Source organism: Dechloromonas denitrificans (assembly GCF_001551835.1).
In the GTDB taxonomy this organism is placed as follows: domain Bacteria; phylum Pseudomonadota; class Gammaproteobacteria; order Burkholderiales; family Rhodocyclaceae; genus Azonexus; species Azonexus denitrificans.
The window spans coordinates 541,262-558,697 of the sequence record NZ_LODL01000021.1 but is presented as its reverse complement, the minus strand read 5'-3'; the positions used below and the strand labels follow the sequence as shown (position 1 = coordinate 558,697).

The window sequence follows — 17,436 nt, the reverse complement described above, 5'->3', positions numbered from 1 at the left end:
CGCGTTCTGATTTTTAGTTATCCGGAGTTACACCAATGATTAGCCTTGCCCACGCTCAAACCGCTGGCGCCGCCGACCCGACTGGCGGCTTGATGCAGCTCCTGCCGATGATCCTGATGTTCGTCGTGCTCTGGTTCCTGATGATTCGTCCGCAAATGAAGAAGGCCAAGGAACACAAGGCCCTGGTTGCGGCACTGGCCAAGGGCGATGAAGTCGTCACCGGCGGCGGCCTGGTCGGCAAGATTGCCAAGGTCGGCGAAAACTACGTGACCCTGGAAATTGCCGAAGGCACCGAAGTTGTCGTGCAAAAACCGGCCATCGGCCTGGTACTGCCCAAGGGCACGCTGAAGTCGCTGTAATCACCCCCAAAAGGCGGCCGCTGGCCGCCTTTTTAGCTTTAAAGCCGCTATGAACCGCTACCCTCTCTGGAAGTACATTACCGTCGCCATCGCGCTGGTCCTGGGCTTCGTCTACACCCTGCCCAATTTCTTCGGCGAATCGCCGGCCGTGCAGGTTTCCAGCGCCAAGGCCACGATCAAGGTCGATGACAAGGCCCGGAGCCGCGTCGAGGACGCCCTGAAAACCGCCGGCATCACGCACGACGGCATGCAACTCGACTTCAACGGCGTCAAGACCCGCTTCAAGGATACCGACACCCAGTTGAAGGCCAAGGATGTCCTGGAAAAAGCCTTCAATCCGGATGCCAGCGACCCGCAGTATGTCGTCGCCCTCAACCTGCTGGCCGCTTCGCCGCAGTGGCTGACCTCGCTGCATGCGCTGCCGATGTACCTCGGCCTCGACCTGCGCGGCGGCGTGCACTTCCTGCTCCAGGTCGACATGAAGGGCGCGCTGACCAAGCGCCTCGACTCAACCTCGGCCGACCTGCGCACCGTCTTGCGCGACAAGAATCTGCGCCACGCCGGGGTGAACCGCGAAGGCGACCGCCTGGTCGTCAAGTTCCGCGACCAGGAAACCCGCGACAAGGCCCGCAATGCCATCGCCGACAGCCAGCCCGACCTGATCCTGACCGAGCAGGCCGACGGCAGTGAATTCAAGCTGGTCGCCACGCTGAAGCCGGAAGCGCAAAAGCGCATCGGCGAATTCGCCATCAAGCAGAACATCACCACCTTGCATAACCGGATCAACGAACTCGGCGTCGCCGAGCCGGTAATCCAGCAGCAGGGCACCGACCGCATCGTCGTCCAGCTGCCGGGCGTGCAGGACACGGCCAAGGCCAAGGACATCCTCGGCCGCACCGCGACCCTGGAAATCCGCATGGTCGACGATTCGCCGGGCGCGCTGGAAGCGGCGCTGGCCGGCAATGCGCCGTTCGGCACCGAGGTCTACAACGAGCGCGGTGGCCAGCCACTGCTGGTCAAGAAGCAGGTCGTGCTGACCGGCGACCGCCTGACCGATGCCCAGCCCGGCTTCGATAGCCAGACCCAGGAAGCCGCCGTGCACCTGACCCTCGACTCGGCCGGCGCCCGCATCTTCAAGGATGTGACCCGCGAGAACGTCAACAAGCGCATGGCCATCCTGCTCATCGAAAAGGGCAAGGGCGAAGTCGTCACCGCACCAGTCATCCGCACCGAAATCGGTGGCGGCCGCGTCCAGATTTCCGGCCGCATGACGACCAGCGAAGCGAACGACACCGCGCTGCTGCTGCGTGCCGGTTCGCTGGCCGCACCGATGGACATCGTCGAGGAACGCACCATCGGCCCGTCGCTCGGTGCCGACAACATCCAGAAGGGCTTCCATTCGACGCTCTGGGGTTTTGCCGCGATCGCACTGTTCATGATCGTCTACTACCAGGTCTTCGGCGTCGTCTCGGTGCTCGCCCTGGGTGCCAACCTGCTCTTCCTGATCGCCCTGCTCTCCCTGCTGCAGGCGACGCTAACCCTGCCCGGTATCGCCGCCATCGCGCTCGCACTGGGCATGGCCATCGACTCCAACGTACTGATCAACGAGCGGGTCCGCGAAGAACTGCGTAACGGCATGCCGCCGCAGGCCGCCATCTCGGAAGGCTACGAACGCGCCTTCGGGACCATTCTCGACTCCAACGTCACCACGCTGATCGTCGGCCTGATGCTGCTCATCTTCGGCTCCGGCCCGGTGCGCGGCTTTGCGGTGGTCCATTGCCTCGGCATCCTGACCTCGATCTTCTCGTCGGTCGTCGTTTCCCGTGCCCTGATCAACCTGATCTACGGTCGCCAGAAGAAACTGGCCAAGGTCGCCATCGGCCAGCTCTGGAAACCGGGCACCGCTACGGTCAACGGCCAGAAATAAGGAAAAACGAAAATGGAATTTTTCCGCATCCACAAAGACATTCCCTTCATGCGCCACGCGCTGACGTTCAACGTCATCTCGCTGGTCACCTTCGTCCTCGCCGTCGTCTTCCTGTTCACCAAGGGCCTGCACCTGTCGGTGGAGTTCACCGGCGGCACGCTGATCGAAACCCATTACGCGCAGACCGCCGACCTTGAAAAGGTGCGCAACGCGCTGGGCAAGGCCGGTTTCAGCGACTACGCGGTGCAGAACTTCGGTTCGTCGCAGGACGTCATGATTCGCCTGCCGCTGAAGAGCGAGCAGAACAGCAACCAGATCGGCGAAGCGGTGATGAAGGCGCTCGAAGCCGACGCGCCGGGCTCCGAACTGCGGCGTGTCGAGTTCGTCGGACCTCAGGTCGGCAAGGAACTGGCTGAAAACGGGGCGATGGCGCTGCTGCTGGTCATCATCGGCATCGTCATCTACCTGGCTTTCCGCTTCGAGTGGCGCTTCTCGGTCTCGGCCATCATCGCCAACCTGCACGACGTGGTGATCATCCTCGGCTTCTTCGCCTTCTTCCAGTGGGAATTTTCGCTGTCGGTCCTGGCCGCCATCCTGGCCGTGCTCGGCTACTCGGTGAACGAGTCGGTCGTCGTCTTTGACCGCGTCCGCGAAACCTTCAAGAGCAAGCGCGGCCTGAGCACGCCGGAAGTCCTCGACCACGCCATCACCAGCACGATCAGCCGGACGATCATCACGCACGGCTGTACGCAGATGATGGTGCTGTCGATGCTGGTCTTCGGTGGCGAAACCCTGCACTACTTCGCCATGGCGCTGACCATCGGCATCTGCTTCGGCATCTACTCCTCGGTGCTGGTCGCCAGCCCGCTGGTGATGTGGCTGGGCGTTTCGCGCGAACAGTTCATCAAGCCGAAGAAGGTCATCGAAGGGGCCAACGAGGACGGCGCCGTCGTTTAAGCCGCAGGGCGACGACCGCTGCGGTCGACACGAAAAAGCCACCGATTTCCGGTGGCTTTTTCTTTGCTGCTCACCAGCTCGGCGTTTCCGCCGCCGGCGGCGGTGGTGGTGGTTCCGGCAACCAGGCACCGCTGGCGCCATAGACCGCACCGGCCGCCACGGCCAGCGCCACGATCAGGGGCAGGACACCACCACCGGTCGCCGACTCGCCCTCGCCCTCTTGCCAGCCGGTAATCATCGGCTTGACCAGTTTCTGCTTCTTGACGTGACCATAGAAGGCAATGGCTACGATATGCAGCACCACCAGCCCGATCAGCAGGTTGGAGAGCAGGTGGTGAATGCCGGTCAGGCGATTGCTCAGGTTCTTGCTGACCAGCTCGAACAGCGGCCCGACAAAGGCAATGTCGTCGTTGCTGAACAAGCCGCTGACGACCTGGGCGGTCAACAGGCCGAGCAGACCAAAAACGGCCAGTGCGCCGAGCGGGTTGTGGCCCTCGCCCTGCCACTCGCCGCGCAGGTAAGCCCGAACCCGAGTCGGCGTCGGCAGGAATTGGCGAAAGCGGGCATAGCTCGAACCGACGACGCCCCAGACCAGCCGGAAAGCCAGCAGGCCGACAATGAGCAGCCCGATCCGGCCATGCCAGTCGATCAGGTTGCCGCCCAATTGCCCGCTAACCACCGCCGCCAGCACGCAGAGGACCAGCAGCCAGTGAAAGAGGCGGGTCGGCAGATCCCACAGGTGAAATTTCTTGCTGTTCATATCCAGACCTATTCTTATAGCTAAAAAAACAGGCACCCGCAGGTGCCTGTCGCAGCCTGTTGCACGCCCGGCTTACTTCTTGGCTTTGAAGTCGTCGTGACAGCCCTTGCAGGTGCCGCCCAGCTTGCCCAACTGGGCGCCGACCGCGGCGGCATCGCCGGTTGCGGCAACCTTGGCCATTTCATTGGCTTCCTTGTTGAAAGCCATGGCGACCTTGGTGACGCCTTCCTTGTTGGTGAAGAACTCCGGCTTGACGCGAGTCGCTTCCCAGCCCGTTCCCTTGTCGGAACCCTGCGGATAGAGGGCGCCCATGCCGGAGTTGGCAATCGCCTGAATGGCGTTGGCGGCCTTGATGACCTCTTCCTTGTTGTACTGGCCTTCGACATTGGCCTTGATACGCGCCATGTTCCAGGCCATGAAGCCGTAACCGGACTGGCGGTACTTGATGGCATCTTCTGTCTTGACCTGGGCGATGGCAGTGCCGGCCAAGGTCACGGTCAGCAGGGCGAGCAAGAGCTTTGATTTCATTCTGTTTTTCTCCGTTGTTGTTGAGAGGAAAGGCATTACAACGTGGTTAACGACAAACACGTCGAATTTATTCCTTAAAAATTATAACCAGCTTATATGACGTTTATTGGTAGCGGACCGGCTCAAACCGCGAAGACGTGCTTGACGCGCAGCGCCGGCTGGCCGGCTTCGACGGCGAGCAAACGGTCGATGTTCGGGTGCTTGCCGGCATGCAGGCGGGCATCCTCGGTATGTTCGGCGAAGATTTCCAGACCCTTCTTCGCCGCCTCGACGTTGATCGAACCGTAGGTTTGCGCCAGATGGTTGTACACCGCCAGCGAACCCTGGCTGCCGGCCTTGTTTTCGATGACGGCAACGACATTGCCTTCGGCATCCAGCAGGTTGATGGCGGCCAGGTGAGAAATGCCCGGCAGTTTTTTCAGATTCTCGGCAAAAGACATTATTTCCAATCTCGTTTGGCTTTGACCAGACCGATGATCAGCCCGGTGGTAAAGGTAATGAAAGGCGTGATGAAGGCGATCGCCTTGATTCCGCGCTCGGCTCCGTAGATATAGAGCAGCACCAGTGCCGGCAAGAGGCCGATCAGTAGGCCGATCAGCCCGCCCTTGATGCCGCCACGGATCACATCGCGATCCGTGGTCTTGCGCTCGCCAGTGCAATGCGGGCAATAGATGGCGTCGGCCGGCACTTCCAGCCCGCATTTGGCGCACTGCATTTAGATGCGCTTCGCCAGTTCGGCGGCCTTGCCGGTGTAATCCCACGGCGTCAGTTGGAGCAGTTCAGCCTTGGCGGCCTCCGGGATTTCCAGCGTCGACACGAAAGCCTGCATGCCGTCGCGCGAAACGCGGGTACCGCGGGTCAGTTCCTTGAGCTTTTCGTAGGCATTCGGCACGGCGTAGCGGCGCATCACGGTCTGGATCGGCTCGGCCAGCAGTTCCCAGTTGGCGTCGAGATCGGCCTTCATCAGGTCGGCATTGACCTCCAGCTTGCTCAGACCCTTCAACAGCGAGTCGTAGCCGAGCAGCGTGTAGCCGAGACCGACGCCCATGTTGCGGAGCACGGTGGAATCGGTCAGGTCGCGCTGCCAGCGGGAGATCGGCAGCTTTTCGGCGAGGTGTTTGAGGACAGCATTGGCCAGACCGAGATTGCCTTCGGAATTCTCGAAGTCGATCGGATTGACCTTGTGCGGCATCGTCGACGAACCGATTTCGCCGGCCTTGACCTTCTGCTTGAAGAAACCGAGCGAGATGTAGCCCCAGATGTCGCGATCGAGGTCGATCAGCACGCTGTTGGCGCGGGCGAAGGCATCGAACAGTTCGGCCAGCGCATCGTGCGGCTCGATCTGGATGGTGTAGGGGTTGAAGGTCAGGCCGAGCGATTCGACGAAACGCTTGGCGAAGCCTTCCCAGTCGTAGCCCGGGTAAGCCGTCAGATGGGCGTTGTAGTTACCGACCGCGCCATTGATCTTGCCGAGCAGTTCGACGGCGACGATGCGGACGCGGGCGCGCTGCAGGCGGTAGGCGACGTTGGCCATTTCCTTGCCGAGCGTGGTCGGCGTTGCCGGCTGACCGTGCGTGCGGCTCATCATCGGCACTTCGGCATTGACGTGGGCCAGTTCGCGAAGGCGCTCGATCAGCTTGTCGAGCATCGGCAGCATGCCCTGCTCGCGGGCCCCCTTGCACATCAGCGCATGCGACAGGTTGTTGATGTCTTCAGAGGTACAGGCGAAGTGGATGAATTCGCCGACCTTGGTCACCTCGGCATTGGCTTTGGTCTTGTCCTTGATCCAGTATTCCAGCGCCTTGACGTCGTGGTTGGTGGTGGCTTCGATGGCCTTGACCTCGGCGGCCTGTTCCGGCCCGAAGTTGGCGACTAGGGCATCCAGTTCGGCGACGGTCGACGGCGAAAAAGCCGGGATTTCCGAAAAGTGCGGCTCGGCGGCCAGCGCCTTCAGCCATTCGATCTCCACCTTGAGGCGGTTTTTGATCAGGCCAAACTCGGAAAAATGCTCGCGCAGGGCATCGACCTTGCCGGCGTAACGGCCATCGAGCGGGGAAAGGGCAGTCAAGGGATTGAAAGTCATAAGAACATCCTTTTCGGTAAGCCCGTGATTTTACCCGCCCGACCAACCCCTGCGCCATACGCTATAATCGAACTCCCCAAATCAGAGAGCATGCGATGAAGCTGATCGGCTCCCATACCAGCCCGTTTGCGCGCAAAGTGCGCATCGTGCTGGCCGAAAAAAAAATTGAATACGACTTTGTGATCGACTCGCCCTGGCTGGCCGACAGCAAGGTGCCGAACCTCAATCCGCTGGGCAAGATTCCCGTTCTCGTCCTTGATGACGAAACGCCGCTCTTCGATTCGCGCGTCATCGTCGAATATATCGACAACGTGACGCCGAACAACAAGCTGTTCCCCGCCCCCAACCGCGAGCGCACCGAAGTCAAGCGCTGGGAAGCACTCGCCGACGGCATCTGCGACGCCGCCGCCACCGCCTTCCTGGAAGCCAAGCGCCCGGCCGAGCAGCAGAGCGCCGACTGGATCGCCCGTCAGCACGACAAGATCCAGCGCAGCCTGGAGTTCATGGCCGAGCAACTGGGCGAAAAGGCTTTCTGCATGGGTACCCACATTTCGATGGCCGACATCGCCGTCGGCACCGCGCTCGGTTACCTGTGCTTCCGCTTTACCGACATCAACTGGCAGGAAAGCCACCCCAATCTGGAAAAACTGTACGCCAAGCTGAAGCAGCGCGCTTCATTTGCCGACACCATGCCCAAAGACTGAGTCCGGGCCGCTGCAGATCATCAGGGGTGCCCGCGGGCACCCCTTGTTTTTTCACCCGGGAAATTTCACCGGCTCGTCAATACCGAATGAACCTCGCCCAAGATGGCCGGTCAATATCGAATACCCAAAAACCGGTAAGCGAGGCCTGCGATGCTGAACCCGACCCCAGACGCCGTACCGATGCAAAATATCGCCCGATCCCTGAGCGTTGCCCTTGGCGAACGCGACCATCACACGCAAATCCACTCCGAGCGCGTCGTGCAACTGTCCGCCGAACTCGGCTGCCATCTCAAGCTTTCGGCGCGCGAACTCGAACTGCTGACCCTGGGCGCCCAGTTTCACGACCTTGGCAAAATCGGCATTCCGGACCAGGTATTGCGCAAACCGAGTTCGTTCGAGGAAAACGAATGGGAATGCATGAAGCAGCACACCGTGATCGGCGAGCGCATCATCCTGGCCATCGGCGACGAAAAATCCCCCGAAGTGGCGCGCATCGTCCGCCACCACCATGAAAACTTCGACGGTTCGGGTTACCCGGACGGCCTCCGTGGCACCGACATTCCGCTCTTTGCGCGGATCATCTCGCTAACCGACAGTTATGACGCAATGGCAGTCACCCGCCCTTACCACAAGGCCCGCCAGCATCAGGCGGTGATGGACATCCTGAGCCAGGAAGCCGGTGGCAAACATGACCCCGACCTGCTGCACGCCTTCTGTGCCGTGATCGAAAAGTCGGATATGCGCGCCGCGCAGGATTGAAAAGCCGGCCAGCCACAGTGACTCGGCGAGCAACGTTGATCCATTTCCGGCCCGGAATCTGACAAACAGATATTCACTTGAGTTAAATCAAGTGCACATTGCGTAATCCAATCGAGAATCCCCGGTTAATCCGCACGCCAGTTGCGGGAATATCAAGGGAGGGGATTCATGTCGGAACGCCAAACCTCGGTCGCATTCAAGCTGATTTTGATGCTGGCGACGGGAATTTCATTGCTGCTTGCCATTGCCACCTTCGGCTTGTCGAGCTTTCTCGGCCATAAGCTCGAAGCGCGCGCCCTGGAAACGCTCCAAGGCACCAACCGCCAAATCGTCGACATGATCGACGCCTACAACCGAGCCTTGAAGGAAGAAATCCGGCGCCTGAACCGGGTATTTGCCAGCAGCTACCCGGAGAGCTTCAGTCGTGACGCCCAGGAAGTGCTGCATCACGGCAGCAGCGTCATTTCCCAGGACAGCCATGCCCTGGCCGACCGCTTCAGCACCCTAACCGGCGCCTACGCTACGGTTCTGACCCGCAAAGGGGATGATTTCGAGCGCACGGCGACCTCGATCCAGGATGAACAGGGCAAGCGCGCCAGCGGCATTCCGCTCGGCCGCGAGCATCCCGCCGTCGCCCCGCTGCTGCGCGGCGAAACCTACACCGGCAAGGCTCGCATGTTCGGCCGCGACGTGATGACCCATTACCAACCGATCCGCGATCGCGACGGCACGGTGATTGGCGCCTTTTTCACCGGCATCGACTTCTCGGCCGGCCTGAAAGAACTGCGCAAGAAGGTCCTGGCGGTAAAAATTGGTGAAACCGGCTACCCCTACGCTTTCGACGCCGGCCGCGACAAGGGCCTATTGACGCTACACCCGAAAATCGAAGGCAGCTCGCTGCTCGATGTGCGTGGCGCCCGCGGCGAAGCCTTCGCGCAGACAATGCTCGATAACAAAAACGGCGTGATCCGCTATTGGTGGCAAAACCCTGGCGAGAATGAAGCGCGCGAGAAAATTGTCGTCTTCAACCATTACCCGGAGTGGAACTGGGTACTGGCCTCCGGCAGCTATCTCGACGAGTTCAATGCCGAAAGCCGTCAGGCCAGCCTGCTGCTGGCCGCCGCCACCGTACTGCTGATCAGCCTGATCGTGGTCAGCATCTGGTGGACCTGCCGACGCTGGATCGCCCGCCCCTTGCAGCAGGCCATCGCGATTGCCGACCGGGTGGCCGACGGCGACTTCACAGCGCGCATCGACACCCGCCAGTCGGATGAAATCGGCCATCTGATGCGTGCCTTCGCCCGCATGCAGGAGCAGCTTTCCCGCCTGCTCGGCGACGTCCGCGGCGCCGCCGACCAGGTGGCCGCCAACACCTGTCAGTTGCAGGCGGCATCGACCGGTGTCGCCGACAGTTCGCAGGAACAAAGCGACGCCATCACCTGCATGGCGGCTTCGGTCGAAGAAATGAGCAGCAGCATCACGCTGATCGCCGAAAACGCCGGGCACGCCGAAGAAATCGCCCGCGACTCGGTCCGCCAGGCCGAGGAAAGTTCGGCCATCATCGACAACGCGGTCGGCGCCATGACACAGATTGCCGATACCGTCCGCCAGACCGCAAGCACGGTCGAAACCCTCGGCGAACACTCGGAGTCGATTTCCAGCATTGCCGGCACGATCAAGGACATCGCCGACCAGACCAACCTGCTCGCCCTCAACGCCGCCATTGAAGCGGCCCGGGCCGGCGAGGCCGGGCGCGGCTTCGCGGTCGTCGCCGACGAGGTGCGCAAACTGGCCGAGCGGACGGCGCAATCGACCCAGCAGATTGGTCAACTGATCAGCGCCATCCAGAACGCAACCCGCGACGCGGTGGACAAGATGGATCGCGGCGTTGCCGAAGTCGGCAGCGGCGTCGAACTGGCCGGCACCGCCAATGCGTCGATCCGCCGCATCTACCTCGGCGCCGCCGAGGTCAGCCGGGCCATTGCCGGCATCACCGACGCCATCCGCGAACAGAGCACGGCCAGTCACAGCGTCGCCAGCGGCATCGAGCAGATCGCCGGGAAAATCGAGAAAAACAGCAGCGAGGCAAAAACCACGGCCGGCGCCGCGGAGGAGCTGCAAACCCTGGCCCAGCAACTGCGTCAGGGCGTCGAACGCTTCCGCACCTGAAGCGTCGGCCATGGTGGGCCGGGGCAAGCCCCGCACCCGCCATTTTTACTTCAGCGAATCACCCCGCCGCCCAGGCAAACGCGGCTTTCATAGAGCACTACCGACTGGCCCGGCGTCAGCGCCCACTGCGCTTCGGCAAAGTTGATGGCGCAGGTGTCGCCATCGACCCGCTCGATCTCGCAAGGCTGGTCGGCCGTCCGGTAACGCGGCTTGGCGGTGTACACCCAGTGTTCATGCGGCGCCCGACCGGCCACCCAGGACAACTGCTCGGCCAGCAGATCCGCTTTGAGCAAGGCCGGATGGTCGTGCCCCTGGACGACGTAGAGCACGTTCTTTTCCATGTCCTTGCCGGCGACGAACCAGGCATCGTGATCGCCGCCACCCGCCTGGCCTTTTTCCTTCAGGCCGCCGATGTGCAGGCCTTTGCGCTGGCCCATGGTGTGGAACATCAGGCCATCATGCTCGCCGAGCACCTTGCCATCGTCGAGGCGGCGGATTTCGCCCTTCTTCGGCGGCAGGTAGCGTGCCAGGAAATCCTTGAACGGCCGCTCGCCGATGAAGCAAATGCCGGTCGAATCCTTCTTGGCCGCGACATGCAGGCCGGCCGCTTCGGCCATCTTGCGGACGTCCCGCTTGTAGAGATCGGCCAGTGGGAACAGCGTCTTCGACAACTGCGCCTGATTCAGGCGATAGAGGAAATAACTCTGATCCTTGGTACCGTCCTCGGCTTTCAGCAACTGGTATTCGCCGTTGAACTCGCGCACCCCGGCGTAGTGCCCGGTGGCGATCTTGTCAGCGCCAAGTTGCAGGGCGTGATCGAGGAAAGCCTTGAACTTGATTTCGGAGTTGCACAGGATGTCCGGATTCGGCGTTCGCCCGGCCTGGTATTCGCGCAGGAATTCGGCAAAGACGCGCTCGCGGTACTCGGCGGCGAAATTGACCACCTCGACATCGATGCCAATCTTGTCGGCAACGCTCATCACGTCGATCAGGTCCTGCCGCGACGAACAGTATTCCTCGGTATCGTCGTCTTCCCAGTTCTTCATGAACAGGCCGATCACCTTCCAGCCCTGCTCTTTCAGCAGCAAGGCCGCGACAGAGGAATCGACACCGCCGGACAAGCCGACCACTACAGTTTTTTCAGACATCGGGCCCAGCCCCCTTCTTCCATTCATCCAGCGGCAGGATCACCGCCGGCTGTCCATTATCAACAAACCAGCTATCGACGACGAAGCGCGCCGCTTCGCCATCCGTTTTTTCTTCGATCACCGCCGACCAGTGGCTCGGAATCAGCCAGGCAAAATTCCGCGCCTCGATCTCCCGCACCCGGTGCCAGCGCAAATAACCGCGCTCGGCGAGCAGGCCGAGCAGGCGCGTCGTCGAGGTCGAGTGATCGATGCAATCCATTTTGCCGGGAATCCCCCCATCGGCGTAATTGCCGCCCCGGTCATTGTGGATGTCGGACTGCTCGCCGGCCCAGGCGTAAAGGCGCCCGATGGCCAGGGCGAGCATTTTTCGCTCCTCGGCGGCGTCGACCGCAGCAAACAGCAGGCGACGCACATCGCCAAGCTGCCCGTCGCTATAGCGGACATCGGCCTGCACCAGGCAGCCGTAACCGTAGCAAACCTTCACCCGCTCGTCGGCTAGGCCAAGCCCAGACAACAGGGCAAGCATGACGAACAGCCAGCGATGCATCAGGCGTAATGCACCAGCAGGTCGAGCGGATAGGACTTGCCGGCGATCTGGTCCTCAATACAGCGCAGGATCAGCGGACTGCGATGCCGGGCCTGCGTCGCCTTGACTTCATCCAGCGTCAGCCAGCGGGCGGCAACGATGCCGTCGTCGAGTTGGCGCTCGGCGTCGAAGCCGCGCAACTCGCCGCCAAAGGCGAAGCGCAGGTAGGTGACATCCTTGCTCGGATGTTTCCAGTTATAAATCCCGACCAGATGGGTTGGCTTGAAGCTGTAGGCGGTTTCCTCGAGCGCCTCGCGGACGACGGCATCGACCAGCGACTCACCCTCTTCGAGATGGCCGGCCGGTTGATTGAAGGCGAGGCCGGCGTCGGTTTCTTCCTCGACCAGCAGGAATTTGCCGTCGCGCTGAACGACCGCGGCAACGGTGACATTGGGTTTCCAGATCATGCTCGGTCTCAATCGGCAAAAGCGATATTTTACCTGCTGATTTCGGCTAGAATTATGGGCTTTTACACGCGCAACACGGAGAATCGAACATGTCCATGTCGGATCGCGACGGCTTTATTTGGCAAGACGGCAAGCTGGTGCCCTGGCGCGAAGCCACCACCCACGTTCTCACCCACTCCCTGCACTATGGCATGGGCGTATTCGAGGGCGTCCGTGCCTATAAGACCGAGCGTGGCACGGCGATTTTCCGCCTGAAGGAACATACCGAGCGCCTGTTCCGTTCGGCCCACATCTTCCAGATGCAGATGCCGTTCACCGCCGAGGAACTCAACGAGGCGCAGAAGGAAGTCATCCGTGCCAACAATCTTGAATCCGGCTACCTGCGTCCGCTCGCCTTCTACGGCTCGGAAAAGATGGGTGTCTCGCCGAAGGGCGCCAAGGTGCACGTCATCATCGCCGCCTGGCCATGGGGCGCCTACCTGGGCGAAGAAGGCATGCAGCGCGGCATCCGCATCAAGACGTCGTCCTACACCCGCCACCACGTGAACATCACGATGGTCCGCGCCAAGGCGTCCGGCAACTACATGAATTCCATCCTGGCCAACAACGAGGCGACTGGTGACGGCTACGATGAAGCCCTGCTGCTCGATCCGGAAGGCTATGTCTGCGAAGGCGCCGGCGAGAACATCTTCATCGTGCGCAACGGCACGCTGTACACGCCGGACCTGACCGCCTGCCTCGAAGGCATCACCCGCGCCACGGTGATCCAGCTGGCGGGCGAACTGGGCATCAAGGTCGTCGAAAAGCGCATCACCCGCGACGAAGTCTATTGCGCCGACGAAGCCTTCTTCACCGGCACCGCCGCCGAAGTGACGCCGATCCGCGAACTCGACAACCGCCAGATCGGCGCCGGCAGCCGCGGCCCGATCACCAAGGCGCTGCAGGAAAAATACTTCGACGTGGTCTATGGCCGTTCCGCCGCCCACACCGACTGGCTGGCCACCGTCTGATCCAGGGAGAAAAACGATGTCCGACAAACTGACCGTTGAAGTCACCGCCCACGACCTGCCGCTACACTGCCCGACGCCGCAGGCGCCGCTGTGGAGCCAGCACCCGCGCGTCTTCCTCGACGTGCTGAAGAGCGGCGAAGTGACCTGCCCGTACTGCAGCACCAAGTACGTGTTCACGGGCGAAGCGCCCAAGGGCCATCACTAAGAACAGGGCGGCGGGCCGAAAGCCCGCCGCTTTCGCATGAAGAAGGCTCTGATCGTCGCCCCTTCCTGGATTGGCGACACCATCATGGCGCAGCCGCTGTTCGCCCGCCTGCATGCCAAATATCCCGGTTTGCAGTTGGACGCCCTGGCGCCGCGCTGGGTCGCGCCGGTCTTGCACCGGATGGACGAAATCAGCGACGTCGTCGATAGCCCGTTCGGCCACGGCCAGCTCTCGCTGAAGCCACGCTGGCGTCTCGCCCGCAACCTGGCCGCCTGTGACTACGACGCGGTGTACGTGTTACCCAACTCGCTGAAATCGGCGCTGGTCCCGTTCCTGGCCGGCATTCCACTGCGCATCGGCTTCACCGGAGAGTCCCGCTACGGCCTGATCAATCTCCGCCACAGGCTGGACAAGGCGGCCCTGCCGCTGATGGTCGAACGCTTCGCACAATTGGCCGAAGCGCCCGACGCACCGCTGCCGCGCCCGATTTCCTACCCGAAAATCCGGTCGACCGCCGGCGAGCAGCAACAGACGCTGAACGAACTCGGCCTGCAGCGCCCGGCCAAAATCGTCGCCTTCTGCCCCGGCGCCGAATACGGCCCGGCCAAACGCTGGCCGGCCGCCCACTTCGCTGCCCTCGCCGAGAAACTGGCCGAACAGGGCTGCGCCATCTGGCTGTTCGGTTCGCCGAAGGACCACGCCATCGCCGAAGAAATCGCGCAACTGGCCCCCGGCCGCTGCCGCAACCTGTGCGGCGCGACCACGCTCGGCCAGGCCGTCGACCTGTTGGCCCTGGCCGACCTGGTGGTCTGCAACGACTCCGGGCTGATGCACGTTGCGGCCGCTCTCGACCGGCCACTGGTCACGCTGTACGGCTCGTCGTCGCCCGGCTTCACGCCGCCGCTCTCCGCCCAGGCCGACATTCTCAGCCTGCAACTGGCGTGCAGCCCGTGCTTCAAGCGCGAATGTCCGCTCGGCCACCTCGACTGCCTGAACAAACTGTCACCGCAACTGGTTTTTACCGCCTGCATGAAACGGATAGCCCAATGAGCCAGTCCGCCAATTACGCTGCGCCGGAGGACGCCGAACGCGCCTTCTACGAAGCCATCGCCAAAGGCGATGCCGACCTGTTGATGCTGCTCTGGGCCGAGGATGAGGAAACGCTCTGCGTTCATCCGACCGGCATTCGCCTGCTCGGCCTGGTGCCAATCCGCGAAAGCTGGCGCAGCATATTTGCCAACGCCAAGATTCGTGTCCAGCCGGAAGTCGTCACCCACTGGCAAGGCGCCGTGATGGCCGTGCATCACCTGACCGAGGTGCTCTACGTCGGCGACGACCCCAGCCCGCACGGCCCGCTGCATGTCACGCACATTTACGTCCGCGGCGCCCACGGCTGGCGCCTGGTCAGTCGCCACGCCTCGGCCGCCGACGACAACCACCAGGCGATGGCCGAAGCCGTACCGCACACGCTGCATTGACCACCGCCAGCAAACCGTATCGCGCCCCGTCCTGGCTGCCCGGCGGCCATGCCCAGACCATCTGGCCGCTGCTGATCAAGCCCCGGCCGCTGCCGCTGCGCCGTGAGCGCTGGACGACGCCGGACGGCGACTTCATCGACGTCGACCATCTCGACGGCCCGCCCGAGGCACCCTTGCTGGTGTTATTTCACGGCCTCGAAGGCAGCGCCCGCAGCCATTACGCCATCTCGACCGCGCACGCCTGCAAGAAGATCGGCTGGCGCTTTGCCCTGCCGCACTTTCGCGGCTGTTCCGGCGAACTGAACCAGCGACCGCGGGCCTACCATTCCGGCGACTCGGCGGAAATCGACTGGATTCTGCGCCGCCTGCAAGCCGCCAATCACGGCCGGAAGCTGCATGCGGCGGGCGTCTCGTTGGGTGGCAATGCGCTGCTCAAATGGGCCGGCGAACAAGGCCAGGCGGCGGCCGAGGTGGTCACCGGCATTGCCGCGCTGTGCGCCCCACTTGATCTCGCCGCCTGCGGCCATCATCTGGCGAGCGGCTTCAATCGCGTCTATACCCAGCACTTCCTGAAAACCCTGAAAGCCGTCTCGGCCGCCCGCCTGCGCCAGTTTCCCGGACTGTTCGACGAAGCCCGCATGCAGCAGGCCCTCAACCTGTACCAATTCGACGATGCGGTGACCGCCCCGGTGCACGGCTTTGCCGGCGCCGACGACTACTGGCGCCGCGCCTCGGCCACACCCTGGCTGCAATCGATTGCCGTGCCGAGTCTTGCGGTCAACCCCAAAAATGACCCGTTTTTGCCGGCCCATCATCTGCCGAGCACGGCCGAGGTCAGCCCTTGCGTCCGCCTCGAACAGCCGGCCGGCGGCGGCCATGTCGGCTTCGTCAGCGGCACCTTCCCGGGAAATCTGGACTGGTTGCCGCAAAGGCTCTTACACTTCTTCATTTTCCAAACGTCATAGCCAAAAATCATGAGCCAACTCCCCGCTGAAATCTTCAAGGCCTACGACATTCGCGGCATCGTCGACAAATCGCTGACCGCCGACGTCGTCCGCCGGATCGGCCACGCCCTCGGCTCGCTGGCCGCCGAACAGGGCCAGAGCGCGATCGCCGTCGGCCGCGACGGCCGACTGTCCGGACCCGAACTGGCCGGCGCGCTGATGGACGGCATCTGCGCCGCCGGCATCGACGCCATCGACGTCGGTTGCGTGCCGACCCCGGTCACCTATTTCGCCGCCTACGAACTCGGCTGCAACTCCTGCGTTTCGGTCACCGGCAGCCACAACCCGCCCGACTACAACGGCCTGAAAATGGTCATCGCCGGCACCACGCTGGCCCTCGACGCCATCCAGAACCTGAAGCGGCGCGCCGAATCCGGCGACCTCAAGCACGGCCAGGGCAAACGCCGCAGCGCCGACGTCGGCACCGCCTACATCGACAAGATCGTCGGCGACGTCAAGCTGGCGCGGCCGATGAAAATCGTCATGGATTGCGGCAACGGTGTCGCCGGCGCGATCGCCCCGGAACTGTTCAAGCGCCTCGGTTGCGAGATCGTGCCGCTGTTCTGCGAAGTCGATGGCAATTTCCCGAACCACCACCCCGATCCATCGAAGCCGGAAAACCTTGAAGACGTCATCCGCGCCCTGCGTGAAACCGACGCCGAAATCGGCATCGCCTTCGACGGTGACGGCGACCGCCTCGGCGTCGTCACCAAGGATGGCGAGATCATCTACCCGGACCGCCAGTTGATGCTGTTCGCGGCCGATGTTCTGTCGCGCGTGCCCGGCGGCCAGATCATTTACGACGTCAAATGCACCCGCCTGCTCGCGCCGTTGATCAAGCAACATGGCGGCGTGCCGCTGATGTGGAATACCGGCCACGCGCTGGTCAAGGCGAAACTGAAGGAAACCGGCGCCCCGCTGGCCGGCGAGATGTCCGGCCACACCTTTTTCAAGGAACGCTGGTACGGCTTCGACGACGGCCTGTATACCGGCGCCCGCCTGCTCGAAATCCTGGCCCGCGCCGCCGATGCCAATCCGCTGCTGAAAAACCTGCCCAATTCCCCGTCCACCCCGGAACTCAACATCAAGATGGCCGAAGGCGAACCCTTTGCGCTGATCGACAAGCTGAAGGCCGAGGGCAAGTTCGAAGGCGCCGAGGAAATGATCACTATCGACGGCCTCCGCGTAGAATACGCCGATGGTTTCGGCCTGGCCCGCCCGTCCAACACCACGCCGGTCGTCGTACTGCGTTTCGAAGCCGACAACGATGCGGCGCTGGGGCGCATCCAGGCCGCGTTCCGCCAGGCCATCACCGCCGCCTGGCCGGGCATCCAATTACCGTTTTAAGGAGT

The 17,436-nt window shown here is 62.5% G+C and carries 20 protein-coding genes; 12 read left to right on the top strand and 8 right to left on the bottom strand.

Annotated features, from left to right (window positions below):
- Positions 1-35 precede the first annotated feature (35 nt).
- From yajC to secF, 3 genes are read left to right on the top strand one after another with little or no spacing between them, the layout of a single operon-like run.
- Positions 36-359 carry a preprotein translocase subunit YajC gene (yajC, locus tag AT959_RS13750; RefSeq protein WP_066883999.1) on the top strand — a complete coding sequence of 108 codons (324 nt, stop codon included), beginning with the start codon at positions 36-38 and terminating at the stop codon, positions 357-359.
- A 49-nt stretch (positions 360-408) separates the two neighbouring features.
- Entirely contained in the window at positions 409-2,286 is a 1,878-nt protein-coding gene (secD, locus tag AT959_RS13745) for a protein translocase subunit SecD (RefSeq protein WP_066883997.1), read from the top strand.
- A gap of 12 nt (positions 2,287-2,298) precedes the next feature.
- Complete coding sequence (gene secF / locus AT959_RS13740) at positions 2,299-3,243, top strand: protein translocase subunit SecF (RefSeq protein WP_066883995.1); 945 nt, start codon at positions 2,299-2,301, stop codon at positions 3,241-3,243.
- Between the two features lie 70 nt (positions 3,244-3,313).
- On the opposite strand, the gene AT959_RS13735 is transcribed toward secF, so the two are convergent.
- The 5 genes from AT959_RS13735 to purB all read right to left on the bottom strand — a co-directional run bounded on the left by AT959_RS13735 (position 3,314) and on the right by purB (position 6,614).
- Entirely contained in the window at positions 3,314-4,003 is a 690-nt protein-coding gene (locus AT959_RS13735; protein ID WP_066883993.1) for a cytochrome b/b6 domain-containing protein, read from the bottom strand.
- 72 nt (positions 4,004-4,075) lie between these two features.
- Entirely contained in the window at positions 4,076-4,531 is a 456-nt protein-coding gene (locus AT959_RS13730) for a c-type cytochrome (RefSeq protein WP_066883991.1), read from the bottom strand.
- A gap of 122 nt (positions 4,532-4,653) precedes the next feature.
- Entirely contained in the window at positions 4,654-4,971 is a 318-nt protein-coding gene (locus tag AT959_RS13725) for a DUF2322 family protein (protein WP_066883989.1), read from the bottom strand.
- Positions 4,971-5,246 (bottom strand): zinc ribbon domain-containing protein, encoded by a 276-nt coding sequence (locus AT959_RS13720; protein WP_066883987.1) that lies wholly within the window; start codon positions 5,244-5,246, stop codon positions 4,971-4,973. Before AT959_RS13720 ends, AT959_RS13725 begins: the two co-directional genes overlap by 1 nt.
- The gene (gene purB / locus AT959_RS13715) at positions 5,247-6,614 is read right to left on the bottom strand and encodes an adenylosuccinate lyase (protein ID WP_066883985.1); all 1,368 of its coding nucleotides are present in this window, start codon (positions 6,612-6,614) and stop codon (positions 5,247-5,249) included.
- 95 nt (positions 6,615-6,709) lie between these two features.
- On the opposite strand from purB, the gene AT959_RS13710 reads away from it, so the two are divergent.
- The 3 genes from AT959_RS13710 (at position 6,710) to AT959_RS13700 (ending at position 10,246) form a co-directional block, all read left to right on the top strand.
- Positions 6,710-7,318, top strand: coding sequence for a glutathione S-transferase (locus AT959_RS13710; protein WP_066883983.1), 609 nt, complete (start codon positions 6,710-6,712; stop codon positions 7,316-7,318).
- Between the two features lie 150 nt (positions 7,319-7,468).
- Positions 7,469-8,077, top strand: a complete 609-nt coding sequence (locus AT959_RS13705; RefSeq protein ID WP_066883982.1) for an HD-GYP domain-containing protein — start codon at positions 7,469-7,471, stop codon at positions 8,075-8,077.
- Positions 8,078-8,245: 168 nt separating this feature from the next.
- On the top strand, positions 8,246-10,246 hold the full coding sequence (locus AT959_RS13700) for a methyl-accepting chemotaxis protein (protein WP_066883980.1): 2,001 nt from the start codon (positions 8,246-8,248) through the stop codon (positions 10,244-10,246).
- A 50-nt stretch (positions 10,247-10,296) separates the two neighbouring features.
- Here the strand turns inward: AT959_RS13700 and mnmA are convergent, their stop codons facing one another.
- The 3 genes from mnmA to AT959_RS13685 are packed head-to-tail and all read right to left on the bottom strand — an operon-like array spanning position 10,297 to position 12,387.
- Positions 10,297-11,394: a tRNA 2-thiouridine(34) synthase MnmA gene (gene mnmA / locus AT959_RS13695; protein WP_088178979.1), complete on the bottom strand. Its 1,098-nt coding sequence runs from the start codon at positions 11,392-11,394 to the stop codon at positions 10,297-10,299.
- Positions 11,387-11,941, bottom strand: coding sequence for a hypothetical protein (locus AT959_RS13690; protein WP_066883976.1), 555 nt, complete (start codon positions 11,939-11,941; stop codon positions 11,387-11,389). The genes mnmA and AT959_RS13690 overlap by 8 nt, the downstream gene beginning before the upstream one ends.
- Positions 11,941-12,387, bottom strand: a complete 447-nt coding sequence (locus tag AT959_RS13685; protein ID WP_066883974.1) for an NUDIX hydrolase — start codon at positions 12,385-12,387, stop codon at positions 11,941-11,943. Before AT959_RS13685 ends, AT959_RS13690 begins: the two co-directional genes overlap by 1 nt.
- Before the next feature lie 89 nt (positions 12,388-12,476).
- Here AT959_RS13685 and AT959_RS13680 point away from each other — a divergent pair, with 89 nt between their 5' ends.
- The 6 genes from AT959_RS13680 to AT959_RS13655 are packed head-to-tail and all read left to right on the top strand — an operon-like array spanning position 12,477 to position 17,431.
- Positions 12,477-13,397 (top strand): branched-chain amino acid transaminase, encoded by a 921-nt coding sequence (locus AT959_RS13680; RefSeq protein ID WP_066883972.1) that lies wholly within the window; start codon positions 12,477-12,479, stop codon positions 13,395-13,397.
- A 16-nt stretch (positions 13,398-13,413) separates the two neighbouring features.
- Positions 13,414-13,602 (top strand): zinc-finger domain-containing protein, encoded by a 189-nt coding sequence (locus AT959_RS13675; protein WP_066883970.1) that lies wholly within the window; start codon positions 13,414-13,416, stop codon positions 13,600-13,602.
- A 36-nt stretch (positions 13,603-13,638) separates the two neighbouring features.
- Positions 13,639-14,652, top strand: coding sequence for a lipopolysaccharide heptosyltransferase II (gene waaF, locus AT959_RS13670; RefSeq protein ID WP_066883969.1), 1,014 nt, complete (start codon positions 13,639-13,641; stop codon positions 14,650-14,652).
- Positions 14,649-15,080 (top strand): YybH family protein, encoded by a 432-nt coding sequence (locus tag AT959_RS13665; RefSeq protein WP_066883967.1) that lies wholly within the window; start codon positions 14,649-14,651, stop codon positions 15,078-15,080. The genes waaF and AT959_RS13665 overlap by 4 nt, the downstream gene beginning before the upstream one ends.
- On the top strand, positions 15,077-16,045 hold the full coding sequence (locus tag AT959_RS13660) for a YheT family hydrolase (protein WP_066883965.1): 969 nt from the start codon (positions 15,077-15,079) through the stop codon (positions 16,043-16,045). Before AT959_RS13665 ends, AT959_RS13660 begins: the two co-directional genes overlap by 4 nt.
- Positions 16,046-16,054: 9 nt before the next feature.
- The gene (locus AT959_RS13655) at positions 16,055-17,431 is read left to right on the top strand and encodes a phosphomannomutase/phosphoglucomutase (protein WP_066883963.1); all 1,377 of its coding nucleotides are present in this window, start codon (positions 16,055-16,057) and stop codon (positions 17,429-17,431) included.
- Positions 17,432-17,436 lie beyond the last annotated feature (5 nt).

Coding starts and splice junctions, on each gene's coding strand:
- mnmA (WP_088178979.1), bottom strand. CDS start 11,394: ATGTCTGAAAAAACTGTAGTGGTCGGCTTGTCCGGCGGTGTCGATTCC.
- AT959_RS13710 (WP_066883983.1), top strand. CDS start 6,710: ATGAAGCTGATCGGCTCCCATACCAGCCCGTTTGCGCGCAAAGTGCGC.
- AT959_RS13705 (WP_066883982.1), top strand. CDS start 7,469: ATGCTGAACCCGACCCCAGACGCCGTACCGATGCAAAATATCGCCCGA.
- waaF (WP_066883969.1), top strand. CDS start 13,639: ATGAAGAAGGCTCTGATCGTCGCCCCTTCCTGGATTGGCGACACCATC.
- AT959_RS13735 (WP_066883993.1), bottom strand. CDS start 4,003: ATGAACAGCAAGAAATTTCACCTGTGGGATCTGCCGACCCGCCTCTTT.
- secD (WP_066883997.1), top strand. CDS start 409: ATGAACCGCTACCCTCTCTGGAAGTACATTACCGTCGCCATCGCGCTG.
- AT959_RS13725 (WP_066883989.1), bottom strand. CDS start 4,971: ATGTCTTTTGCCGAGAATCTGAAAAAACTGCCGGGCATTTCTCACCTG.
- secF (WP_066883995.1), top strand. CDS start 2,299: ATGGAATTTTTCCGCATCCACAAAGACATTCCCTTCATGCGCCACGCG.
- purB (WP_066883985.1), bottom strand. CDS start 6,614: ATGACTTTCAATCCCTTGACTGCCCTTTCCCCGCTCGATGGCCGTTAC.
- yajC (WP_066883999.1), top strand. CDS start 36: ATGATTAGCCTTGCCCACGCTCAAACCGCTGGCGCCGCCGACCCGACT.
- AT959_RS13690 (WP_066883976.1), bottom strand. CDS start 11,941: ATGCATCGCTGGCTGTTCGTCATGCTTGCCCTGTTGTCTGGGCTTGGC.
- AT959_RS13730 (WP_066883991.1), bottom strand. CDS start 4,531: ATGAAATCAAAGCTCTTGCTCGCCCTGCTGACCGTGACCTTGGCCGGC.
- AT959_RS13700 (WP_066883980.1), top strand. CDS start 8,246: ATGTCGGAACGCCAAACCTCGGTCGCATTCAAGCTGATTTTGATGCTG.
- AT959_RS13680 (WP_066883972.1), top strand. CDS start 12,477: ATGTCCATGTCGGATCGCGACGGCTTTATTTGGCAAGACGGCAAGCTG.
- AT959_RS13720 (WP_066883987.1), bottom strand. CDS start 5,246: ATGCAGTGCGCCAAATGCGGGCTGGAAGTGCCGGCCGACGCCATCTAT.
- AT959_RS13675 (WP_066883970.1), top strand. CDS start 13,414: ATGTCCGACAAACTGACCGTTGAAGTCACCGCCCACGACCTGCCGCTA.
- AT959_RS13665 (WP_066883967.1), top strand. CDS start 14,649: ATGAGCCAGTCCGCCAATTACGCTGCGCCGGAGGACGCCGAACGCGCC.
- AT959_RS13655 (WP_066883963.1), top strand. CDS start 16,055: ATGAGCCAACTCCCCGCTGAAATCTTCAAGGCCTACGACATTCGCGGC.
- AT959_RS13685 (WP_066883974.1), bottom strand. CDS start 12,387: ATGATCTGGAAACCCAATGTCACCGTTGCCGCGGTCGTTCAGCGCGAC.